Annotated in this window: 23 protein-coding genes, 1 pseudogene and 1 other annotated feature; of the genes and pseudogenes, 4 read left to right on the forward strand and 20 right to left on the reverse strand. The window is 38.5% G+C overall.

What is annotated here, in order from left to right; translation table 11 throughout:
* The 14 genes from rlmB to HXV90_RS22645 form a co-directional block, all read right to left on the reverse strand.
* Positions 1 to 753, reverse strand: a complete 753-nt coding sequence (gene rlmB / locus HXV90_RS22580; protein ID WP_269898037.1) for a 23S rRNA (guanosine(2251)-2'-O)-methyltransferase RlmB — start codon at positions 751 to 753, stop codon at positions 1 to 3.
* A complete protein-coding gene (locus HXV90_RS22585; protein WP_175400791.1) occupies positions 753 to 1193 on the reverse strand; it encodes a Mini-ribonuclease 3 in 441 nt (146 codons plus the stop codon). The genes rlmB and HXV90_RS22585 overlap by 1 nt, the downstream gene beginning before the upstream one ends.
* Entirely contained in the window at positions 1178 to 2578 is a 1401-nt protein-coding gene (gene cysS, locus HXV90_RS22590) for a cysteine--tRNA ligase (protein ID WP_048395551.1), read from the reverse strand. Before cysS ends, HXV90_RS22585 begins: the two co-directional genes overlap by 16 nt.
* A gap of 61 nt (positions 2579 to 2639) precedes the next feature.
* Positions 2640 to 2858 (reverse strand) — a binding site (T-box leader).
* A 50-nt stretch (positions 2859 to 2908) separates the two neighbouring features.
* The gene (gltX, locus tag HXV90_RS22595; protein ID WP_066038313.1) at positions 2909 to 4369 is read right to left on the reverse strand and encodes a glutamate--tRNA ligase; all 1461 of its coding nucleotides are present in this window, start codon (positions 4367 to 4369) and stop codon (positions 2909 to 2911) included.
* 90 nt (positions 4370 to 4459) lie between these two features.
* Positions 4460 to 4936, reverse strand: a complete 477-nt coding sequence (gene ispF / locus HXV90_RS22600; RefSeq protein WP_004233581.1) for a 2-C-methyl-D-erythritol 2,4-cyclodiphosphate synthase — start codon at positions 4934 to 4936, stop codon at positions 4460 to 4462.
* 141 nt (positions 4937 to 5077) lie between these two features.
* Complete coding sequence (epsC, locus tag HXV90_RS22605) at positions 5078 to 6019, reverse strand: serine O-acetyltransferase EpsC (protein WP_004233580.1); 942 nt, start codon at positions 6017 to 6019, stop codon at positions 5078 to 5080.
* A gap of 314 nt (positions 6020 to 6333) precedes the next feature.
* Positions 6334 to 7029: a 2-C-methyl-D-erythritol 4-phosphate cytidylyltransferase gene (gene ispD / locus HXV90_RS22610; RefSeq protein WP_048395541.1), complete on the reverse strand. Its 696-nt coding sequence runs from the start codon at positions 7027 to 7029 to the stop codon at positions 6334 to 6336.
* Positions 7030 to 7040: 11 nt separating this feature from the next.
* Positions 7041 to 8126: a PIN/TRAM domain-containing protein gene (locus tag HXV90_RS22615; RefSeq protein ID WP_004233578.1), complete on the reverse strand. Its 1086-nt coding sequence runs from the start codon at positions 8124 to 8126 to the stop codon at positions 7041 to 7043.
* 281 nt (positions 8127 to 8407) lie between these two features.
* Complete coding sequence (gene radA, locus HXV90_RS22620) at positions 8408 to 9784, reverse strand: DNA repair protein RadA (protein WP_004233577.1); 1377 nt, start codon at positions 9782 to 9784, stop codon at positions 8408 to 8410.
* A gap of 91 nt (positions 9785 to 9875) precedes the next feature.
* Positions 9876 to 12320 (reverse strand): ATP-dependent Clp protease ATP-binding subunit, encoded by a 2445-nt coding sequence (locus tag HXV90_RS22625; RefSeq protein WP_048395540.1) that lies wholly within the window; start codon positions 12318 to 12320, stop codon positions 9876 to 9878.
* A complete protein-coding gene (locus HXV90_RS22630; protein WP_048395539.1) occupies positions 12310 to 13419 on the reverse strand; it encodes a protein-arginine kinase McsB in 1110 nt (369 codons plus the stop codon). The genes HXV90_RS22625 and HXV90_RS22630 overlap by 11 nt, the downstream gene beginning before the upstream one ends.
* On the reverse strand, positions 13416 to 13958 hold the full coding sequence (locus tag HXV90_RS22635) for a UvrB/UvrC motif-containing protein (protein WP_004233574.1): 543 nt from the start codon (positions 13956 to 13958) through the stop codon (positions 13416 to 13418). Before HXV90_RS22635 ends, HXV90_RS22630 begins: the two co-directional genes overlap by 4 nt.
* 13 nt (positions 13959 to 13971) lie before the next feature.
* Positions 13972 to 14442, reverse strand: a complete 471-nt coding sequence (locus HXV90_RS22640) for a CtsR family transcriptional regulator (RefSeq protein ID WP_004233573.1) — start codon at positions 14440 to 14442, stop codon at positions 13972 to 13974.
* 267 nt (positions 14443 to 14709) lie between these two features.
* The gene (locus HXV90_RS22645; RefSeq protein WP_048395538.1) at positions 14710 to 15015 is read right to left on the reverse strand and encodes a DUF4870 domain-containing protein; all 306 of its coding nucleotides are present in this window, start codon (positions 15013 to 15015) and stop codon (positions 14710 to 14712) included.
* A 125-nt stretch (positions 15016 to 15140) separates the two neighbouring features.
* On the opposite strand from HXV90_RS22645, the gene HXV90_RS22650 reads away from it, so the two are divergent.
* Together HXV90_RS22650 and corA are read left to right on the forward strand one after the other, a co-directional pair.
* Positions 15141 to 15824, forward strand: coding sequence for a class I SAM-dependent methyltransferase (locus HXV90_RS22650; protein WP_054548954.1), 684 nt, complete (start codon positions 15141 to 15143; stop codon positions 15822 to 15824).
* 33 nt (positions 15825 to 15857) lie between these two features.
* Positions 15858 to 16820: a magnesium/cobalt transporter CorA gene (corA, locus tag HXV90_RS22655; RefSeq protein ID WP_048395530.1), complete on the forward strand. Its 963-nt coding sequence runs from the start codon at positions 15858 to 15860 to the stop codon at positions 16818 to 16820.
* Positions 16821 to 16864: 44 nt separating this feature from the next.
* Here the strand turns inward: corA and HXV90_RS22660 are convergent, their stop codons facing one another.
* Positions 16865 to 17074: a hypothetical protein gene (locus HXV90_RS22660; protein ID WP_048395528.1), complete on the reverse strand. Its 210-nt coding sequence runs from the start codon at positions 17072 to 17074 to the stop codon at positions 16865 to 16867.
* Between the two features lie 285 nt (positions 17075 to 17359).
* On the opposite strand from HXV90_RS22660, the pseudogene HXV90_RS23575 reads away from it, so the two are divergent.
* Both HXV90_RS23575 and HXV90_RS23580 read left to right on the forward strand, forming a co-directional pair.
* Positions 17360 to 17857, forward strand: a pseudogene (locus HXV90_RS23575) (protoglobin family protein); the annotation flags it as partial.
* Positions 17858 to 18025: 168 nt separating this feature from the next.
* Positions 18026 to 18670: a methyl-accepting chemotaxis protein gene (locus tag HXV90_RS23580; RefSeq protein ID WP_233436352.1), complete on the forward strand. Its 645-nt coding sequence runs from the start codon at positions 18026 to 18028 to the stop codon at positions 18668 to 18670.
* A 37-nt stretch (positions 18671 to 18707) separates the two neighbouring features.
* Here the strand turns inward: HXV90_RS23580 and HXV90_RS22670 are convergent, their stop codons facing one another.
* The 5 genes from HXV90_RS22670 to adh form a co-directional block, all read right to left on the reverse strand.
* Positions 18708 to 19187, reverse strand: a complete 480-nt coding sequence (locus tag HXV90_RS22670) for an acyl-CoA thioesterase (protein ID WP_004233566.1) — start codon at positions 19185 to 19187, stop codon at positions 18708 to 18710.
* Positions 19188 to 19256: 69 nt separating this feature from the next.
* The gene (locus HXV90_RS22675) at positions 19257 to 20684 is read right to left on the reverse strand and encodes an aldehyde dehydrogenase family protein (RefSeq protein ID WP_112116893.1); all 1428 of its coding nucleotides are present in this window, start codon (positions 20682 to 20684) and stop codon (positions 19257 to 19259) included.
* Between the two features lie 43 nt (positions 20685 to 20727).
* Positions 20728 to 21696, reverse strand: coding sequence for a DUF4003 family protein (locus HXV90_RS22680; RefSeq protein WP_048395523.1), 969 nt, complete (start codon positions 21694 to 21696; stop codon positions 20728 to 20730).
* A 437-nt stretch (positions 21697 to 22133) separates the two neighbouring features.
* Positions 22134 to 22493: a DUF779 domain-containing protein gene (locus HXV90_RS22685; RefSeq protein ID WP_269898038.1), complete on the reverse strand. Its 360-nt coding sequence runs from the start codon at positions 22491 to 22493 to the stop codon at positions 22134 to 22136.
* Positions 22494 to 22514: 21 nt separating this feature from the next.
* Positions 22515 to 24035, reverse strand: a complete 1521-nt coding sequence (gene adh, locus HXV90_RS22690; RefSeq protein ID WP_004233561.1) for an aldehyde dehydrogenase — start codon at positions 24033 to 24035, stop codon at positions 22515 to 22517.
* Positions 24036 to 24163 lie beyond the last annotated feature (128 nt).

Below are 24163 nucleotides of genomic sequence, written 5' to 3' on the forward strand. Positions count from 1 at the left end.
TTATTCAATCGCTTCTTGACGTTTACGATACACTTCGTACATTAATAAAGCCGCTGCTACTGATGCGTTCAGTGATGTGACATGCCCAACCATCGGTAAGTGATATAAAAAATCGCATTTTTCTTTTAATAAACGCCCCATCCCTTTACCCTCACTACCGATAATGATGGCTAATGGTAATGTTGCATCCATTTTTCGATAATCTGCAGATCCCTTTGCATCTGTTCCTGCAATCCATACACCGCGTTCTTTTAATTCATCTATAGTTTGAGCAAGATTGTTTACACGTACAACTGGAACGTGTTCAATCGCTCCTGTAGATGCCTTTGCCACTACTGCTGTTAGACTCACTGATCGGCGCTTAGGAATAATAATACCATGTGCTCCTATAGCATCAACCGTTCTCATAATAGACCCTAGATTATGAGGATCCTCTAACTCATCTAAGATTAAGAAAAAAGGATCTTCCTGTTTATTAGCTGCAGCTGCAAATAAATCCTCTAGTTCAGCATACTTATAAGCGGCAACAGAAGCAACGATACCTTGATGATTAGCACTTGATAATTGGTCAACTTTCTTTTTTGGGACAAATTGAACTATGACACCACGTTCACGGGCTAAATCTAGCAGTTCATTGACGCCAGATTTTTTTACTCCTTCCGCAATCCATACTTTATTCATATCGCGGCCTGAACGAAGTGCTTCTAACACTGGGTTTTTACCGGCAATAATTTCACCATTCTGTTCTGCCATTATTTAGACACTCCTTTTGATTCCTCGATTATTTGAATAGCATATGCAATGATTTCGTAGACACGTTCTAGTTCATTCAATAAATATAAACTACCAAGCACCGCCTCAAAGCCTGAGCTATTACGATAGGTTTGGACATCCGTATTTTTTGGTACAGAGCCGGATTTGGCATTGCGTCCACGGCGGAACACAGCCAATTCCTCCTCTGTTAAATAATTTTCATCCATCATGCGATGAACGATCATCGATTGCGCTTTTGCTGAGACGTAGCGAGTTGCCTCTCGATGTAGTGTGTTTGGTTTAACACGACCAGAGCGTAGCAAATATTCTCGGACCTTTTGTTCCAATACGGCATCACCCATATAGGCTAACGCCAGCGCTTTTAATTGTTTAACATCTTCATTGCGAAGTTTATCCAACTTAATTACCCTCGTTTCCATCTAGTTCCTTGTCGTGTATCTTCTAAAATGATACCTTGGGCTTGCAAATGGTCACGGATCTCATCAGAGCGAGCAAAATCACGATTTTTACGTGCCTCGACACGCTCTTGTAGTAATGCTTCAATTTCTTCGTCTAATAGTTCTTCTTCTTTTGCAAATTCAATACCTAAGACGTCACCTAGTACTTCAAAGGTTTCAATAAAGGTTTCTAATACCTTCTTGCAAGTATTGGCTTCATTTAAGTAAATATTAGCAATACGAGCTACTTCAAATAATACAGAAATAGCGTTGGCTGTATTAAAATCATCATCCATTGCCTCTTCAAAATGCGCTTTCTGTTCCGCAATTTTGTTCAGCCATTCTTCTGAATGATCACCTAAGCTTACAGTAGTCGTAAGGCGATGCTTCACATTGTTGTATGCTGTACGAATGCGCTCTAAACCTGACGCAGCAGCTTCTACTAGGTCCTTCGCAAAGTTAATTGGATGACGATAATGGACAGATAGCATGAAGAAACGCAATATCTGCGGGTCAATTTGTTTACGGATATCATTCACAAGAATAAAATTCCCAAGAGATTTGGACATCTTTTCATTGTCAATATTAATATACCCGTTATGCATCCAATAACGCGCAAATGTTTTATCATTGTGTGCCTCTGATTGAGCAATTTCATTTTCGTGGTGAGGGAAAGTTAAATCCTGCCCACCAGCATGAATATCAATAGTATCTCCTAAATGTTCACGAGCCATTACAGAACACTCAATATGCCACCCTGGACGGCCATCTCCCCATGGGCTTTCCCAGAATATCTCACCTGGCTTAGCAGCTTTCCATAAAGCAAAATCTAGCGCATCATCTTTTTTCTCGCCCGCTTCAATACGAGCACCGATTTTTAAATCGTCAACTGATTGGTGTGATAATTTACCGTAGCCATCAAATTTACGAGTACGGTAATACACATCTCCTGCAGACTCATAAGCGTAGCCCTTTTCAATTAACACTTGAATAAATTGAATGATATCGTCCATATGCTCTGTCACACGTGGATGAACATCTGCCTTTTTGCATCCCAGTGCTGTAACATCTTCAAAATAGGCTGCAATAAAACGCTCTGTTAATTCATGTACTTCTTCACCAAGCTCATTTGCTGCTTTAATAATTTTATCGTCTACATCCGTAAAATTGGAAACAAACTTTACATCATAGCCTTTATACTGAAAATAACGACGTACTGTATCATAAACAATTACAGGACGTGAATTCCCAATATGGATATAGTTATAAACCGTAGGACCGCAGACATACATTTTTACCTTGCCCTCTTCTAGCGGTACAAAGGTTTCCTTTTGTCGTGTTAATGAGTTAAAAATTTGAATACCCATTGTATTTCACTCTCCTTTTCTGTTGAATAAAAAAAGCGCCTCTATCACTCCTAAAAGGAATGACAGAGACGCTCGATTTGCGTGGTTCCACTCTGATTGAAGACAAAAAGCCTTCCACTTTGGACATCCATTAACGGGGATGACTCGATAAAGCCTACTCTCGTTCAGCTTTATGCTCAAAGGTGCATTTCAGTTTTGCCTAGGCTCAGACCACTTTCAGCCGATGATGGTCCTCTCTTAAGAGCATGCGCCACTTACTTCTCCTTATCAACGCTTTTTCAATGTAAATACATTTTACAACGAAAGAATGAATTGTCAATAAATTTATCTTTATTGTGCAAATTTTTCTACACGGTCAATTGCTTTCTCTTTACCAATTAAACAAATGGCGTTCGGCAACTCTGGTCCATGTGTTTCACCTGTTGTCACAACACGGATTGGCATGAACAGATTTTTACCTTTATGACCAGTTGTCTTTTGTACAGCTTTAATCGCAGCTTTTACCGCATCTGGTGTAAACTCTTCTAGCTCTTCCAATTGTGCTTTAAATGCCGCCATTACTTCAGGTACTTGCTCTCCTGCTAAAACCTCTTTTGCTTCTTCATCATATTCAATATGGTCGTTAAAGAATAGGCTAGATAATTCGACAATTTCTGCACCAAAGCTCATTTGGTCATGATAAAGTGCGATTAAATCCGTCGCCCAAGCATGTTGCTCTGCAGTAAGTTCTTCAGGTAATAAGCCTGCTTTTTGTAGATGTGGTAAAGATAAAGCTACAACTTCTTCCAAAGACAACTTTTTAATATATTGATTATTCATCCATGTTAGCTTTTGTTTATCGAACATAGATGGTGATTTTGAAAGACGTTTTTCATCAAAAATTTTGATAAATTCTTCTTTTGAGAAAATCTCTTCTTCTCCCTCTGGAGACCAACCAAGTAGCGCAAAGAAGTTAAACATCGCTTCAGGAAGATAACCTAAATCTTTATATTGCGTAACAAATTGAATAATCGATTCATCACGCTTAGATAGTTTTTTACGGTTTTCGTTAATAATTAATGTCATATGTCCAAAGCGTGGATATTCCCAACCAAATGCATCAAAAATCATCATTTGTTTTGGTGTATTCGATAAATGCTCCTCACCGCGGAAAACGTGAGAGATTTCCATAAAGTGATCATCTAAAACAACTGCATAGTTATATGTTGGAATACCATTAGCTTTTACAAGTACCCAATCACCAATATCTTTAGACTCAAAGGTAACTTGTCCACGAACTAAATCTTCAAATTCGTATGTTACATTTTCAGGTACACGCATACGGATTGTGTATGGCTCACCTGCCGCTTCTTTAGCAGCGATTTCATCTGCTGATAAGTGGCGACATGTACCATCATAAGTAGGAGCAGCTACACCTCTTGCTTTTTGTTCTTCACGAGATGCTTCAAGCTTTTCAGAAGAACAGAAACACTTGTAGGCTACACCTTGCTCTAATAGTTTTTCAGCGTGCTCTTTATAAATATCAAGACGTTCCATTTGACGATAAGGCGCATAAGGTCCACCAATATCAATGGACTCATCATATTCAATACCTAACCATTTTAGGTTATCTAGTTGAGATGCTTCTCCGCCCTCTACATTACGTTCAATATCCGTATCTTCAATACGTACAATGAATTTACCGTTATGATGTTTTGCATATAAATAATTGAATAATGCTGTACGCGCTCCACCGATATGTAAATAACCTGTTGGAGATGGCGCGTAACGAACGCGAACTTCTTTCGTCATAATTAAAAGCCTCCTAAATTTTCGATCAAAAATTGACTTTGTTCATTTTACCACTCTGTTACAGGAAATAAAAGCGGGGTTCATCCACATTTATTTCTTGATCAATAGAATTGTTGCCATTGCCGCAATACCTTCCTCGCGACCTGTAAAACCTAATCGTTCAGTTGTAGTTGCTTTAACATTTACCTGTGAAGGCTCTGCGTGTAATAATTCAGCGATACGTTGTTGCATCTGTCCAATATAGGGGGCCATTTTAGGACGCTGTGCCATAATGGTACAATCGACATTACCTAGAGAATAACCCTTATCCTCAACAATCTTCCAAATGTACTCTAATAATTTTGCTGAGTCCGCGTCCTTAAATGCAGGGTCTGTATCTGGAAAATGACGGCCAATATCCCCTTCTCCAATTGCTCCTAGAGCCGCATCTGTGACAGTGTGTAAGAGAACATCCGCATCTGAATGTCCTACTAGTCCTTTTTCATGCGGAATGGTAATGCCACCAATAATTAATGGACGACCTTCTTCAAATGCATGTACGTCAAAACCTTGTCCAATTCGAAACATATTCATCTTCCTTTAATTAATATTTATCATTATCATATCAAAATTTGCCCTAGGTTGTTTGAAAAGCGCTTTAATAATTATCCTCCTATAGCAGTAATGGGCAGTTTAGAAAGCTACACTCTCTAGACTGCCCCACATTCTTTAAATATGATACTCTATATTTTTCATTTGACTGTTGCTAATATTCGGAGATGGCTGTGAATTATAAACACGTGAATAAGGGGGAACAGAGTGTGTTAGCCAAATATTACTTCCTAAAACGGAATCGTGCCCAATCGTCGTCTCGCCCCCTAAGATAGTAGCACCAGCATAAATGACAACATTGTCGGCAATATTCGGATGACGCTTAATGCCCTTAATTGGATTACCATTTTCATCTAATGGGAAGCTTAGTGCACCTAATGTTACACCTTGATAAATTTTTACATTCTTACCGATAGTACAAGTTTCACCGATAACTACACCTGTTCCGTGGTCAATAAAGAATGATTCTCCTATTGTAGCCCCTGGATGAATATCGATACCCGTTAATCGGTGCGCATATTCTGACATAATTCGAGGCACAATTTGTACACCCATTTCGTATAACTCATGTGCGATGCGGTGAATATAAACAGCCACAATAGATGGATAGCTTAGCAAAATTTCCTCTGTGGAAAGAGCTGCTGGGTCACCATTATATGCCGCTTGAATATCTGTTTGTAGCACTTGGCGAATGGCAGGAAATCGATTAATCAAATTCATAACAATTTTGTCTGCTTGTTCACGGCAATACTTCTCGCAATTGGCAGGATCACTATCCTCCATATTATAAAATAATACTTTTTCGATAATATCCCGCAAATCTAATGCTGTTTCACGCAGCTTATTACTGCAAACTACGTTCACCCTTGTTTCATCAATAGGTCTTGTCATATAAATGCCAGGAAACAGCACCTCATGGAAATTATCTATTATTTTTATAACCCGATCTCGTCCATCAAAGCCTATTGAGTTGTCAACGTCGATGTACTGTTTATTTATACTAGTTAATGAACCTGTAATTTCTGGAACCTTTTGATTTAACCAATCATTTAATGACACAATAAACACCCCTCACATCTTTTCATCTATTCTATTACCTTATTAATCATATATCCACTATTTCATTTTACACGTAAAACGATCACACATGGATAAAATCCACTTTATTGGAGCATTCCAACTTTTTATTCTCTTCTACGCCTTCGTTTCTAATTCGACTAGCAGTTATGTCATTATTATCATACATATATGGATGAACAGATTACGAAGCAATAAGGCATTCTGACCATATAATTTTTCCCAAACAAAACAAATAAAAAAGACTATCCATCCTTAACAAACTACGAATGAATAGCCTCTATAAATAATATTTCTTAATGATTGAATGATCCACGCTTACGCAAGATTGCCTCACCAAATACTAAGTCTTCTTGTGTTGTCATTTTTACATTTTCATAACTACTTTCTACGATGTGTACCTGATGTCCGAGACGCTCCATTAGCATTGCCTCATCTGTCCCAAGAAAACCTACTTTTTCAGCTACGTCCTCCGCTTCCATAATTAATTCAAAACGGAATGCTTGTGGAGTTTGCACCATCCAAAGGCTTTCTCGATCAACCGTTTCCTCTATAATGCCATTCATTGATACTTTTTTCATCGTATCTTTCGCACGAACCCCTGCAATTGCTGCACCATGATGATGCGCGTTCTGTACAAGCTTTGCAATGATATCATGCGTAATAAACGGGCGTGCTGCGTCATGGACAAGCACAATATCTACCTGTTGCATCTCTTTCATGCAAGAATGAACCGAATGCTGTCGCTCAGCACCCCCATCAGGTAAACCCTTCACTTTGGTAATCCTATAGTCCTCTAGCATTTTTTGAATAAATCCACGCTCTTCTGGTTTTACAGCGAGCCAAATACCTGTGCAAGCGGGATCTTGTTGAAACACTTCTAGCGTGTGTACCAGAATAGGTTTCTCTAAAAGCTTTAAAAATAATTTATTTTGCCCTGCACCCATACGCTTCCCACTTCCGGCAGCAGGTAGAACCACTTCATATTGCATTTCCCCACATCCTAATCGTCCTTCGGCTTAGCAAATATCATACGACCTGCTGATGTTTGCAGCACACTAGTAACTGTAACTGTAATTGCCTGTCCGATATAACTACGACCACCTTCAACCACAATCATCGTACCATCATCTAAATAGGCAACTCCTTGGTTATGCTCTTTGCCATCCTTTATAACCACAACCTGCATATCTTCACCTGGTATAACTACAGGTTTCACTGCATTCGCTAAATCATTGATATTTAACACTTTTACATGATGGAGCTCACAGACTTTATTCAGGTTAAAATCATTGGTAACGATGCATGTATCATTGCCCATTTTTTTTGCAAGACGGACAAGCTTTAAATCTACCTCTTGTACATCTTCAAAATCCTCGTCCGTAATTTCAACTTTTGTCTTACGCTCATCTTGTAATTTTTTTAAAATATCTAAACCACGCCGACCTCTTGTGCGCTTTAAGGTATCAGACGAATCAGCTATATGCTGAAGCTCTGTGAGCACAAATTGAGGTACAACTAATATACCCTCAATGAAGCCTGTTTCAGAAATATCAGCAATACGACCATCAATAATTACACTTGTATCTAGCAGTTTGTAGCTTCCACGAACCTCTTGAGCTTCAGCACCTTCAGCAGCTTTTTTCTTCGTATTGGTACTACGTAATGTAAAAAGCTGTATGAGCTCATCTCTTTTTCTAAAACCTAGACGGAATCCTAAATACCCTAATACAAATGACAGGATAATTGGAAGTACTTCCGAAATAACAGGGAATGGTACACTATCAATGGCAAAGCCTAAAAAGTAAGCGACAATCAACCCAATTATTAAACCAAACGTACCAAATAATAAATCTCCGATAGGAACCTTAAACAGAACTTCTTCCATCCAGCTAATGAGCCTTACAAAGTAATCGGAAAATGCAAAAGATAGTGTAAACAGTAAAAGTGCGCCTAGAGCTACTGATACATAAGGATTATCTAGCCAAGGATTAGATGATAAATGAAGCAATTCGTATAATGGCGGTAAGAAAACAAGGCCCAATGCTCCTCCAATCAGTAAAAACGCAATTTGAACAAATTTTTTCACAAGCTGTCACCTCCTAATTGTTAGTTAAGATTATACATAGTTTACGGTAGAAAATCTTTCATGAGCTCAGTCAAAATCTCATTATTTTTGATGTTGTGAAACAAGGATAAGATAGTTAGACAAAATTTTACAAACTTCTATTTTGTTCGTACTAGATGAAATCCTTTATTCATTCATCAGCTATTATTTAGGACGTTTATTCTTTTATATGAGTTTCCGATATTAGCATAAAAATGAAGGAAAATGCATGTCAGAATAATATCCAACATGCACAACCTCCTTTATAACTCTCTAAAGCATGCATTTAGTGCATCTTTTATCGTTTCTACACCAACAATTTCAATTCCCTGCGGAAATTCCCAACCACCAATATTCGAAGAAGGAATGAAAGCTCTTTTAAATCCAAGCTTCGCCGCTTCAATGACTCGCTGTTCTATACGTGATACCCGACGGACCTCACCTGTCAGTCCGACCTCACCAATAAAGCAATCCGTTGCACGCACTGCCTGATCCTTAAAACTAGATACAATGCTTGTCAACACCGCTAAATCTATTGCTGGCTCATCCAGCTTGACACCACCAGCAACTTTAATATATGCATCCTGAGCTTGTAGCATGAGACCCATACGCTTTTCTAGTACAGCCATTAGCAATTGTACTCGGTTTTGATCGACACCTGTGGCCATACGTTTAGGATAGTTAAAGCTTGTAGGCGTAACTAAGGATTGAATTTCAACAAGGATTGGCCTTGTCCCCTCCATTGAGGCTACAATAGTTGACCCCGCCGCACCTTGTGAACGCTCCTGTAAAAATAACTCAGAAGGGTTTAGAACTTCCTTTAACCCCCCTTGAAGCATTTCAAATATAGCAATTTCATTTGTAGATCCGAAGCGGTTTTTTTGGCTTCGTAAAATACGATGATTATGATGTCTCTCCCCTTCAAAGTACAGTACAGTATCCACCATATGCTCTAAAATACGTGGCCCTGCAATTTGTCCCTCTTTTGTGACATGCCCTACTAGAAAAATAGCAATGCCTTTTGTTTTAGCGATTCGCATCAGCTCAGCTGTACATTCACGAACCTGTGAGACACTACCTGGGGCGCTTGTTACTTCTGGATGAAAAACCGTTTGTATGGAATCGACAATGACAAATTTAGGTTGTACTTCATCAATGGTTTGGTTTAAAAACTCTAGGTTTGTTTCGGAGTATATGTAAAGCTCTTGAGAAATCACTCCTAAACGCTCTGCTCGTAATTTCGTTTGACGAATGGATTCCTCTCCGGAAATATAAAGTACGCGATGCCCTTTATTCGAGAGTAATGCGGAAACCTGTAATAGTAATGTTGATTTCCCTATTCCAGGATCGCCCCCAATTAATACTAGAGAACCAGGTACAATGCCCCCGCCTAATACACGGTTGAGTTCGCCCATTTCTGTTGCTACGCGCGATTCTTCAGTAGCTTCCACTTGGATAATCGGGATTGCCTTTTGAGTAACTGTAGCAGAATGTTGAAATGCTCCACGTGGGCCTTTTGCAACCATTTCTACTTCTTCCACCATTTTATTCCATTCACCACACCCAGGGCATCTTCCCATCCATTTAGCAGATTCATAGCCACAGCCTGAACATACAAATTTCGTTTTTTTCTTTGCCAAATTGCTTTCACCTCGAATATTTGTTCTTATCCTTAATTGTACAGAAAAAAAGACAGCTTGGCACTTAAAGCCTTACTGTCTTTTCTTGAAATTATTTAGAGATGGAAACTCCCTCTTTTTTCTTTACAACAAACTCATCGTTTACGTAATCAATGACAACCTGATTACCCTTTTCTACATTACCCTTTAGTAATTCTTCTGATAATCGATCCTCTACTTGTTTTTGTAATGCACGACGTAGTGGACGAGCACCATATTGAGGGTCATAGCCTTCTTCAGCAATTTTTTCAAGTGCTGCATCAGTCAGCTCTAACGAAATGTCTTGCTCTTGCAAGCGTTTTGTTAAAGCATTGCCCATCATCGCAATGATTTCTTTTAAGTGCTCTTTTTCTAATGCGTGGAAGACAATCATTTCATCGATACGGTTTAAGAATTCTGGACGGAATGCTTTTTTCAATTCTTCTAACATCGTACCCTTCATGTCTTTATGCTTAGACTCTGCACCACCTACATTGAAACCAAGGTTCTTTTGGTATTTTAATGCATCCGCACCAACGTTTGAAGTCATAATGACCACTGTATTGCGGAAGTCTACTACACGTCCCTTAGAGTCTGTTAAACGACCATCTTCAAGCACTTGCAATAGAATATTGAATACATCAGGGTGTGCCTTTTCAATTTCATCTAATAAAACGACTGAATATGGCTTACGGCGAACTTTCTCTGTCAGTTGACCACCATCATCGAAGCCTACATAACCCGGAGGTGAACCTACTAAACGAGAAGTCGAATGTTTCTCCATGTACTCGGACATGTCAACACGAATCATCGCATCCTCATCGCCAAACATTACCTCAGCAAGTGCTCTTGCAAGCTCTGTTTTACCAACGCCTGTAGGTCCTAAGAAGATAAATGAGCCAATTGGTCGTTTTGGATCTTTTAAGCCTGCTCTTGCACGACGTATTGCACGAGAAATCGCTTCTACTGCTTCTCCTTGCCCTACTACACGTTTGTGTAACTCTTCTTCAAGCTGTAATAACTTCGAAGATTCTTCAGAAGCAATTTTAGCTACTGGGATTCCTGTCCACATTGATACAACTGCTGCTACATCATCCACAGTCACTTTAGATTCGGCTTTACCTTGCTCTTCTTTCCAATTTTTTCGAGTAGCTTCAATTTCATCCTTCAGCTTTTGCTCTGTATCTCTTAGCGCTGCTGCCTTTTCAAATTCTTGACCTGATACGGCTGCATTTTTTTCAGAACGAACATTTTCAAGCTTATCCTCAAGCGCCTTTAAGTTTGGTGGTACTGCGAATGAGCGTAAGCGTACTTTAGAACCTGCTTCATCGATTAAGTCAATCGCTTTATCTGGTAAGAATCGGTCAGAAATATATCTATCACTCATTTTTGCCGCTGCTTCAATGGCTTCATCTGTAATTTTCACACGGTGATGCGCTTCATAACGATCGCGTAAGCCTTGAATAATTAGAATAGCCTCTTCCACTGTCGGCTCATCCACTTGGATTGGTTGGAAACGACGCTCTAAGGCCGCATCCTTTTCAATGTACTTGCGGTACTCATCAAGTGTTGTGGCACCAATACATTGAAGCTCTCCACGTGCTAAAGATGGTTTTAAGATATTTGATGCATCAATCGCACCTTCAGCACCACCCGCACCAATTAATGTATGCAATTCGTCAATAAATAAAATGATGTTGCCTGCTTGGCGAATTTCATCCATCACTTTTTTCAAACGATCTTCAAATTCTCCACGATATTTTGTACCTGCAACAACTGTCCCCATATCTAGTGTCATTACACGTTTGTCACGAAGGATTTCTGGCACTTCGTTATTAATAATTTGCTGTGCCAATCCTTCAGCAATCGCTGTTTTACCAACACCTGGCTCACCAATCAATACAGGGTTATTTTTCGTACGACGCGATAAAACTTCAATAACTCGTGTAATTTCCTTGCTTCGGCCAATAACAGGGTCTAAAGTACCTTCACGTGCAATTTGTGTTAAATCACGTGCTAGACTATCTAATGTTGGTGTATTGGCAGCTTGAGCTGCTTGTTGGCCAGATTGTGCATTATCATTATTACCTAATAGCAATAATACTTGCTGGCGAGCTTTATTTAAACCGACTCCCGCATTGTTTAAAACGCGAGCTGCCACGCCCTCACCCTCACGTATAAGCGCCAATAATAGATGCTCTGTACCGATATAGGAGTGACCTAGTTTACGTGACTCATCAACAGATAATTCAATTACTTTTTTAGCTCTTGGTGTATAATGTACGATTGGACCGACATCTTCTTTGCCCTTACCAACTAATTCTTCAATGCCAGCTTCAATCATTTGAGGACTAATATCAATGGCTTCTAACGCTTTCGCAGCAATACCGCCGCCTTCACGTATAAGCCCTAATAGAATATGCTCTGTACCGATAGATTCGTGCTTCCAACGAATAGCCTCTTCCTGAGCAAGCTGTAATACTTTTTGCGCGCGTTGTGTAAAACGATTAAACATCATATAAATCCTCTCCTTTTTCCCCATTTATAGGCTTATTCGCATGTTCTTGAGATAATGTCTCACGAAGCATCTCCGCTCGTACACGATCCCGCTCAGCAGGTGGTAATGCCTCACCTGCATAGTGCTGTAAAAAACCTGGTTGCATACTAACAACACATTCATTTAAGGTCGTTGTTTGTATACCATCAATCAATTGTAAATCTACTCCTAAACGAACATTAGATAGGCAAGTAGCAGCTTCCTCACTTGTTAAAATTCTTGCATGTGTAAGGGTACCTAAAGCTCGATATACGCGATCTTCTAGCGCAAGCTCTGCCTTTTCCATTAATTTACCTCTTGCATGCCGCTCTTTTTGAATAATCTTTTCAGCGACACTTTGTATATCTGCTAAAATATCTTCCTCTGTCTTCCCAAGTGTAATTTGGTTAGACACTTGATAAACATTCCCTAAATTTTCGCTTCCTTCACCATATATACCTCTTACAGTCATTCCTAAGCGTGTCATGGCATTTATAATTTGATTCATTTGCCCAGTTAATGTAAGAGCGGGTAAATGCATCATGACGGATGCTCGTAGACCCGTACCAATATTCGTTGGACAGCTTGTTAAATAACCAAAAGTATCTCGAAAAGCATACGGTAATACTTTCTCTAGGATACGATCAATCTTATTTGCTTGTTCATAAGCACTTTGAAGTTGAAAACTTGCTGTCATACATTGAATGCGTAAATGATCCTCTTCATTCACCATAATGCTAACGGATTCGTCTTCAGAGAGTAGTATAGAGCCCACTTGCTCTTTTTTAGCCAGTTGCGGGCTAATCAAATGCTTTTCTACAAGAATTTGACGCTGTAAAGGGGTTAAATCCTTTATAGCAAAATAAGCATAATCATTTTGAAGAGTTGGGCTATCGCTGACAGCATGTGTAACGGCCTGTTCCACTTGCAGTGCCTCATTTTCTGAAAACGCTAATGGAAAACGATAGCCATCTAAATTTCGTGCAAGGCGGATCCGTGTACTAATGACGATATCTGAGTAATCATCTTTGATATGCATCCAAGTTGGTGTCGCACGCTCTAAAAATGATTCAATCATCATGTCACATCACCACCTTCAAATTGTAGATGCTTCTCTAGCTCTTTAACTTCATCACGTAGCTTCGCCGCTTCTTCAAACTGTTCCTCATCTACGGCGGATTTCATACGCTTGCGGATATCTTCTATTTGCTTTTTAATAACATACACATTACTGCGAGCACCAGGCATTTTTCCAATGTGTTGTGGACCTGCCTGAATACGATTAAAAAGCTTTGGCAAATGATCTCCAAATGTGTCATAACAGCTTGGGCACCCGAATTTTCCTTCTTTTAAAAATTGCTTATACGAAAATCCACATTGTGGGCATGTTTGCTGTTGTGGTTGTACCTGTTGTTTTTCCCCCACCTTTTGCCATGTAGGAGAGCCAAACCAGTTAGACAATAACTGTTGAATAGATACTGGCTCTTGTTTAAACTCTGCATGAAATGGATGGAATTGTGAGGCGCAGACGTCACAATAATGATGCTCTACTTTTTGCCCACTTTGAACTTGTGTTACTGTAACTGTCGCATTACGTTGTTTACAATGTTCGCATATCATTTCCATCACCTCACTATTTTTGTTGTTCATATTTTATTGTTGTCAGCATTGCTCGCAATATTTTTGATCGAATGACATCTCTTAATGGGAGATGCAAGTCGATCGTGGAGCGATCAATTGCTGCTAACATTAATTTCGCTTCTCGCTTGGAAATTACCTGCTCATCAATGAGTCGATAAACCAAATCTTCTGCCATTGTTTGTGATGCCCCACCTTCAATTTGCCTGAGAACATCGTCGATTAAATCAATCTGTGAATTCGCGCGGACACGTAAAATTCGAATGTATCCACCACCACCACGTTTGCTCTCAACAAGGTAACCCCGCTCGGCAGTAAATCTTGTATTAATAACATAATTTATTTGTGATGGTACACATTGAAATTTATCAGCGATTTCACTACGTTTAATTTCAATATGCCCTTCTCCACCTAATTCAAGTACTTGCTTTAAGTAACCCTCTATGATGTCTGATATATTACGCATTTTAGGAATACACCTCGCTTGCTTCACTGACTTTGACTATCTTTGACTTTCTTTGAGTATATTATACAAAACGCTTGAAAAAAATTGCAATGATTTCGCCCATAGAAAAGTGGAAAGTCTTGAAAAAGGCTTTTTAAGAGCCGAAAAGAGCCCTTTTTCGATCATTTGTTTACGGTTTAATAATTTCCTTATACACCTAATGTACCCTTATTCGTCATAGAAAAAACGCAAGCATATGCAACTAGCATATACTTGCGTCTATGAAAATTATACCCAGCGACCAACAATTGGATAACGCCAAGGTTCATCAGACAATGCTTTTACGATACCGATGATCGGTACCACAAATACCATAATGCCGAAAATGATTAAAAATGGTAAGCCAATAAGGACAAAGCTTAAACCAACAGAGATAGCAATTAAAACACCCATGACAATTTGGAATAGCAGTGCTTGAATAGAAATTGCCTTTACTTCCTCATCCGAACTAATTAAAAAGAAAATAATGGGCACTAACCATGGCGCAAAAAATGCACTTGCGTGTATGATTACTTTAGACCATTTAGTCTCCATATATATCAACCCTTTCTTTGAACTTTATTCTATGTTTTATGTACTACTATTTACGGAACTATACCCGCAATAGTTTCACATTAAGAAAGATTTTTTAAAATTTTTTTGAAAGGCTGTGAGGAGCGTTGGAATTTAACAACACATTAGCAAATGAATATGAAAAGGGTATTCGCCGTACATTGCCTAGTTATGATGCCATGCTACGTTTAATACAAACTTTTTATCATTCTAGGCTATCAGAAAATGCTAACATGCTAGTCGTGGGAGCAGGAAGTGGCAATGAAATTATACAGCTTGCAGAAGGAAGACCTCACTGGTCATTCACTGGCATTGATCCATCAGAATCCATGCTTACTATAGCTAAAGAGCGTTTACTCACTCTTCCTAATGATATGTCATTCCATCAGGCTACAATACTTGATGCTTCGCTGCCCTCTACTCAGTATGACGCGGCAAGTTGTGTTCTCGTCTTGCATTTTATTCATGATTATAAAGAAAAGCTCGAAACAATAACAGAAATAGCAAGACATTTGAAACCTGGAGCACCATTTGTCCTTGTTTCAAAATATGGTCAGCTAGGCTCTTTAGAAACAGAACTACAATTTGATTTATGGCGTTCTTATTGGCTACAGCATACTAGACTTTCTTTATCCGATGTAGCAGAGATGGAAAAATCCATTCGTTCCCTTTCTTTTATGAGTGAAGAAGAAATTTTAATACTTTTACAAAGTGCGGGTTTTACTAAACCTTCTAGATTTTTTGCCACTACTTTGTTCGGTGGTTGGGTATGCTTTAAAGAGGAGCGCTAACTATTTTGTAGTAAATAATTTGAGGTGAAAACCGTGATAAGCACCATTGGCATTACAAAGCAACAACAATTGTTAAAGGATTTTCCATTAGAAGAGATACATCAGCAAGAATTTGAATGGTATTGGGTTGATTTTAATTGTCCTACAGCCGAGGAGGAATCATTGTTGGATACATTTTTCCACTTTCACCCTCTCGCTATTGAAGATTGCTTAATGAGGTTGCAGCGTCCTAAGCTCGATTTTTATGATGATTTTCATTTCTTTGTCATTCATCGGGTAAACGAAGAGACGTTAGCTGCGGAGGAGGTTAATATTTTTGCCTCCAATAAATTCATCATAACCTTCCATAAAAATCCTGTCCCTGAGATAGAGAAGGTGCAAAAGATGCTGGAAAACCAACCGAAGAATTGGGAGCGAGGTACTGTATACCTAACGTATCAAACTATCGATAAAATTGTTGACAGTTATTTTCCACTCGTTTACAAAATTGAAGATCATCTAAATGCTTTAGAAGGTGAACTTACATACCAAAGTAATGTAAATGCCATGAAAATTGTCTTCGAGTTCCGTAGTGACTTGCTTGACTTAAGACGTACTATTTTACCAATGCGTGATCTTTTATATCGCATTCTCAATTCTTACCGTTTCTCACTAAAAAAATCGGAGAGAGCTTATTTTGGAGATATCTACGACCATCTACTTAAGCTAACAGAGATGGTTGAATCTAATCGAGAGCTTACAGCAGACATGCGGGATAGTTATATGGCTATGAGTTCTAGCAGAATGAATGGCATTATGATGACTTTAACAATTGTATCAACTATCTTTATACCACTTACCTTCATTGCTGGTGTGTATGGGATGAATTTCGATAACATGCCTGAGCTACATGGGCAATACAGCTATTTTATTGTACTTGGGATTATGATAATTATCGTTATCTTTATGTTGGCTGTCTTTAAACATAAAGGCTGGTTTAAACTGTTTAAACCATAAAAAGACTGCTCGTTTTAATGAAAACGAGCAGTTTTTTTAATCTATTAATACGGTCCTCTGTCATCAATCTTATTATCACCCTGCTGTGGAAATAAAAAGTAGGCTAATACCCCTGATCCCAAAGCTGCACATATGGTAATTAATAATTGCTCAACATCTGGTACCTCAGCATGGTAGTTTCGTAGCATATAAACAGAACCAATGGCAACAATCACCATGACAGGAATAACAAATTTAAAACGTTTTTTCTCCATACCACCCCTCCTTCCATTTTTTATTTTCGTACGATTTTTAGATTGCTAAACAGTTCGTATTTTACAGGTTTCCTATTTTAAATTCAAATTTACATCGCTTCACCATTTGGACTAACAATAAAGTAAAAAAATAAAGAAATATCCAATTTTTTAACCAAATATTCAGCAAATAATAGTAAAATAGATTTAATCCCATTTATTTATTAAATATACAAACCTAACAAATTTCAAAAGTGCTTATTTACTTACAATTTATTATGGATATTAAGAATGGAGCAAATAATAATGAGTTGGTTTTCAAAAAATAGTAGTTCTAGCTACGCAATTACATTAACACCTGAAAATTTTAAGAGCGGTGTACAGTTAGATGTATTGAACCACCCCAATCTTCAAAAACAATTACAACTTTTAAATTTAACACTTGAGGATTTAGCTATCATTAAGCAGCTACAGCCTTTAGCTAAAGACCTAATTCCTGAAATGGTGGAGAAATTTTATGCAGCCATTAGTTTGAGCCAAGATTTACTTGATATTATTAATAGAACATCACATATTGATCGTTTGAAAATCACGTTACATAAACATTTAAGTGACATTTTTGAAAGTCATATTAATGATGCCTACATTGCTGAACGAAAAGCCATTGCTGAGGCTCACGTTCGAATTGGCTTGCAGTCAAAGTGGTATATTGCCTCATTCCAGTCACTCACTACTACTTTTGCAAACTTTGTGAACGAGGTGGATATTTCTAAAACAGATGCTATTCGTGCTATAAACGCTTTTTGTAAAATCATTAATTTTGAGCAACAACTCGTGATTGAGGCATATGAAAAAGAGGAAGAACGTATTCGCTCAGCAGCAGATGCAACAAAAAATTCCCTTGTAACGACGATCCAAAGTACTGCAGAAGAGCTTAATGCCATTAGTGAAGAAACAGCCGCATCATTATTAGTGATTTCCTCACAAACAGATGATATTGCTGTAGCAACCAAGCAAGGATTGAACTTCGTAGCAGATACACAAGAAAAATCAAGACGAGGCCAACAGCAATTGAAAGAACAAAATGATTTAATCCAAGTTATTTTGCAAAGTGTCAATGGTCTTGAGGTAACGATGAACCAACTACGTACCTCTTCTCAAAAAATTTCTGAAATCGTTGGGCTAGTTACAGGCATTGCTGATCAAACCAATTTATTAGCATTAAATGCTTCTATTGAGGCTGCACGAGCTGGAGAACATGGGAAAGGTTTTGCAGTAGTGGCTGAGGAAGTTCGTAAACTTGCGGAGGAAACAAAAAATGCCGTCCAAAATGTTTCTCACCTTATTAAGGAAACAGAAAGTAATATTACGACTATGGCTAATTCAGTTACTAATGTTGATCAAAAAATTCAACATAGTGTCAATACACAAGAAAGTTTATCCAAGTCATTTAATGATATTGCTGATGCAGTTTCTGGCATTCAGCAGCAATACGTAAATACATCGAGAGATATTTCAGCTATATCTAATTTAATCACTGAATTATCGCAAGGTGCTACACTAGTCTCTTCTTCTTCCGACTCGCTCATTAATGTTGTCAATGAACTAAATATGTAAAATAAAAAAGGGAACTCATTTGGAGTTCCCTTTTTCCTTAATGCGGCAATGCACGTTTTTGTTTACGGTGCTCTCGTCTTGCTGGCCCAGTTTCAAATAAACGCTTCTCTTCATCTGTTTCAGGATAGATTGAGGGAACTGGTACGGGTTTCCCTTCCTCATTTACTGCAACCATTGTGACAAATGATTCTGTCGTTAATTTTTCCTCGCCAGTCTCAATATTGCGAGAAACAACGCGAACATAAACCTCCATTGAAGAACGTCCTGTAGACGAAACAATACTCTCGATTTCAAGAATATCTCCTACATGTGCAGCGGATAAAAAATCAACCGAGTCAATAGAAGCTGTCACTACAAGGCCTTTCGCATGTTTCATTGCTGTAATAGCAGCAATTTCATCAATATAAGCTAACACTCTTCCACCGAAAATAGAATTGTGATTATTTGTGTCTGGGGGTAATACGAGACGCGATTGAACCGTACGTGATTGGCTCATGGGTACAGCGTTGTTTGGCATAATTCTTGCAACTTCCCTTCTCATGTTGTTCTTTCGTCATCGTATCGCAGAAAAAGAGCTGATGCAAATTTAGAACGATTTTTTAATCGAAATAAATTTCATATCAGTCATTTCTTCTATAGCCCACTTAATTCCTTCACGTCCATAACCACTCATCTTTACTCCACCATATGGCATGTTATCTACTCGGAATGTCGGAATATCATTAATAATGACAGCACCAGCCTGTAATTCATCTGCTGCATATAAAGCATCTGACAATATATTCGTGTAAATACCTGCATTTAGGCCAAGGTCCGACTCATTTACAAGTCGAATTGCGTCGTCTAATGTTTCATATGAAACAATTGAGACGATTGGTGCGAATGTTTCCTGACAAACAATTTTCATATCAGCTGACACATTCGTCATAACTGTTGGCGTTAAAGTACGTTCAGTAAATACGCCTCCAGTTGCAATCATAGCCCCCTGTTCTTGTGCCTCCTCAATCCATTCCCTAATACGTTCCACTTCATTTGGATTTATCATGGCACTAACATCTGTTGTCTTCTCTAATGGATCTCCTACTATAAGCTTTTCTGTTTCTGCAACAAATGCTTTAGTAAATTCATCAATAATGGAGGAATGCACATATATACGTTGTAACGAAATGCATACTTGTCCAGCAAAGTTAAAAGCACCGCTTACACAACGACTGATAATTTTATTTATTGGCGTAGATGGTTCGACAATTACTGCAGCATTAGAACCCAGCTCTAAAGTTACTTTACGTAAGCCTACTTTTTCTTTAATCTTCAAACCAACCTTACCACTACCTGTAAAGGTTACTTTTTTGACATATGGATGTGTGACAAGCGTATCACTAAGCTCACCCCCACTTCCTGTCACAATTTGTAATGCCCCATCGGGTAATCCTGCATCTCGGAAAATTTCTGCCATAACGATAGCACTTAGTGGCGTTTGTGTTGCTGGCTTTAATACAACTGTATTGCCCACTGCAAACGCTGGGCCTAACTTGTGTGCCACTAAATTGAACGGAAAATTAAATGGCGTAATGGCTGATATTACACCTAAAGGTTCTCTTTTTGTCCAGCCTATTCGATCTCCTGCTCCAGGGGCTGCATCCATTGGAACCGTCTCACCTTTTGCCTGTTTAGCTCCTTCAGCTGCAAATTGATAGGTTGCGATTGTACGGTCAATTTCAGCTAAACCTGCAACAATAGGTTTTCCAGCCTCTAAGGCTAAAATCTCTGCAAGTTCTTCTTTTCTTTGTCGCATTATATCAACGACTTTATATAATATTTCGGCACGTTCGTAGGCTGTTGTCTTTTTAAACGATTGGAATGCCTGCTGCGCACCTTCGATAGCTTTCTCTACATCTTGAATAGATGCTTTAGCTACATGAGCAATAACCTCACCGCTATATGGAGAAGCTAGCTCATAGCTTTCCTCTGCATCATGCCACTGACCATTAATCCAAAGTTTTGTATCCTTCATCCTTCAAATGCACCTCCAAATAATCATGTTCTTCTTTATTCTATCACGAAGAACTTGAACTAGACGCAATGGCAGCTGCACTAACCGCTGCAATCATTGCTGCTTGCTGTGCTTGGATTAATAGCTCAATAGAAGACATAATGGTCATGGACAAAGACTTTTGTACCTTTGCCATATCATAAATAGCAAATTGTACAGCCATAAAGAGCACAAATTCACGATGCCATTTTAATAACTTCATGTCTTTTAATTCATGGTATAAATCAATCAACCCTTGAAGTTGTGCTTTATCCAGGTTAAGTATGGCTAAAAAGCCAAGTAAAGGATAATGCATAGCCTTGACTTTAACGTTTTGCTTTTTGAGCCCATCACGAAGGGTTACAACATCGGGTACTAGCTGACCATCAAATTTGGGTGATAAAAATGTTAATACCTGTGAAAGCCATTGGAGCTCATTGCCAGCATTAAAATTATATGTTCTTAGTTCTTTATAGTATCGATTCATGGTATCCGCGCGCAATTCAACATCATCAGATGGACTGCTTAATAATATGGCATAAGGAATGTCCTCATATGAGGTTAAAAATGGATGATGTTTACGTATAGCATCAAATAAGGCTCTTGCCACCTGTGCATGCGTCTTTTTATCCTGTTCATCCTCCGTCAAGAATTGTGCTCCAATATAGCTAAAATTGCCGCTTCTGAATTTCGCTTCCTTTAAGATGCTCACATTTGTAAGTAAATTCTTCACTGCCTTTTCTGCATCATCTTGCTCCATGAGGTTGGCAGCAATACTATATCCAACGGTTGTCCGTAAAGGAGACAGCCATGAAGATTGCTTCTTCATCTCTTGTAAAACATTTTTATACTTCGTTGCATCAAAAGTTTTTCCTGAGGCTACAAATGTACTAGCAATAGCTAACACAATTTTACGGTCCACCGTCCAGCCTGCAGCCTTTGATACCTCCTCTACTGTATTGGCAAATTCATTTTCAATCATCACATAATCCATATTTATCACACTCCTTTACCCGTTTTACGTAACATAATGTGAGAAAGATTCACCCTCTTTGTAACAATTAACATAAAAAGTAAACATAATTTAATGTATGTTACTTACTTTATTTGATTTAATAGAAAATATTAACAACCTATGAAGGAGGTATGGCCGATGTTAGCAAAAACCACAAAGAAACTATTATTTACCATGACCTTAAAGGATCGATTAAATCTATTCCTTTTCCTAAAAAATTCATCCAATAATATCGCTTTACATACTCTTTTCCATAAAAATTAATATCAAAACACTTGAACGACCAAAATCAATATTCATCATTCCTATAAGAAAAGAGTCATGTGTCCTAAAGCCTCCCTTTCCATACAATAACTTTTCTACTTCCAGATAAAAAAACAGCGGCAGAAAAACTTTGCCGCTGTACAGATAACTTGTTAAATTAACCCTAGCTCTTGCAGTTCTTCAGAGTTGAAGGCTCTTGACCTTGTTAGGAAACGTTTTCCTTCTACGCCCTCGAGTGAAAACATGCCGCCTCTGCCGTCCACCACATCCAATATGATTTGTGTATGCTTCCAGTAATCATATTGATTTTTGTGCATATAGAAAGGGGCACCACCCACTACACCAAGGCACACATCCTGATCTCCTATTAGCAAATCCCCTTCTGGATAACACATTGGTGAGGAGCCATCACAGCATCCGCCTGATTGATGAAACATAACGAGTCCATGTTTCTCTTTTAATAGATCGATTAGTGCTAGCGCTTCTTCCGTAGCTAATACACGTTCAACCACGCTCATGCACCTCCCTACGAATTAGAAGAAACCAAGTTTGTTTTCGCTATAGCTAACTAATAAGTTTTTCGTTTGTTGGTAATGCGCTAACATCATTTTATGATTTTCACGACCAACACCCGACATTTTGTAGCCACCGAATGCAGCATGTGCAGGATATGCGTGGTAACAGTTTGTCCAAACACGACCAGCTTGAATTTCACGACCGAAGCGATATGCCGTATTTATATCTCTCGTCCAAACACCTGATCCTAAACCATATAATGTATCATTCGCAATTTCCAATGCTTCCTCTTTCGTTTTAAATGTCGTGACAGCAACTACTGGTCCAAAAATTTCTTCTTGGAATATACGCATTTTATTATGTCCTTTGAAAACAGTTGGTTTAATGTAGTAGCCATTTTCGAAGCCTTCACCTACATTATTTTTGTCTCCTCCAATTAGACATTCTGCACCTTCTTGCTTACCAATATCTAAATAAGAAAGAATTTTTTCCATTTGTTCACTAGATGCCTGTGCACCCATCATTGTGTTTGGATCAAGTGGGTTGCCAACTTTAATGGCTTCTACTCGCTGTAATACGCGCTCCATAAATTTATCGTAAATTGATTCCTGAATCAGTGCACGGGAAGGACAAGTACATACTTCCCCTTGATTTAGAGCGAATAGCACAAAGCCTTCAACAGCTTTATCTAAAAAGGCATCATCTTTATCCATAATATCTTCAAAGAAAATGTTTGGCGACTTACCACCCAGTTCTAATGTTACTGGAATAAGATTTTGAGAAGCGTATTGCATAATTAAACGCCCTGTTGTTGTCTCACCTGTAAAGGCAATCTTACCAATGCGTGGATTTGATGCAAGCGGTTTCCCTGCTTCTAAGCCAAATCCATTTACAACATTAATGACACCTGGTGGTAGTAAATCTTCTATTAATTCTAAAAGCACCATAATAGATGCTGGTGTTTGTTCTGCAGGTTTTAATACGACACAGTTTCCAGCTGCAAGTGCTGGCGCAAGCTTCCATACAGCCATTAATAACGGGAAGTTCCAAGGTATAATTTGGCCAACTACGCCAATTGGCTCGTGGAAATGATAAGCAACTGTATCGTTATCTATTTGGCTTACTGAGCCCTCTTGAGCACGTAATACCCCAGCAAAATAACGAAAATGATCAATTGCAAGAGGGATGTCTGCATTTAATGTTTCGCGTACCGCTTTACCGTTATCCCATGTTTCTGCAACGGCTAGCTTTTCTAAATTTTGCTCGATACGGTCCGCAATTTTAAGTAAAATGTTTGCGCGTTCTGTTGGTGATGTTTTACCCCATGCATCCTTAGCAGCATGTGCCGCATCTAATGCATGTTCAATATCCTCAGCTGTGGAACGTGCTATTTGTGTAAAAACTTGTCCAGTAACAGGAGTAACGTTATCAAAGTATTGACCCTTCACTGGGGGTGTCCATTCGCCACCGATATAATTATCATATTTCTCTTTGAATTGAACTACCGATCCTTCAGTGTTTGGAAATGCATAAACCATTTTACTTCTCCCCTTTACACAATTTAATGAGAACTATCTACAAAAAACGTTATTTTATATCGGAATAACAATATTTTCATAGAAACCCTCTCACCTAATATATTGTCAGAAACATAAAATAATTTCAA

It is taken from the genome of Lysinibacillus sp. JK80 (genome assembly GCF_027557635.1).
Lineage (GTDB): Bacteria > Bacillota > Bacilli > Bacillales_A > Planococcaceae > Lysinibacillus > Lysinibacillus capsici.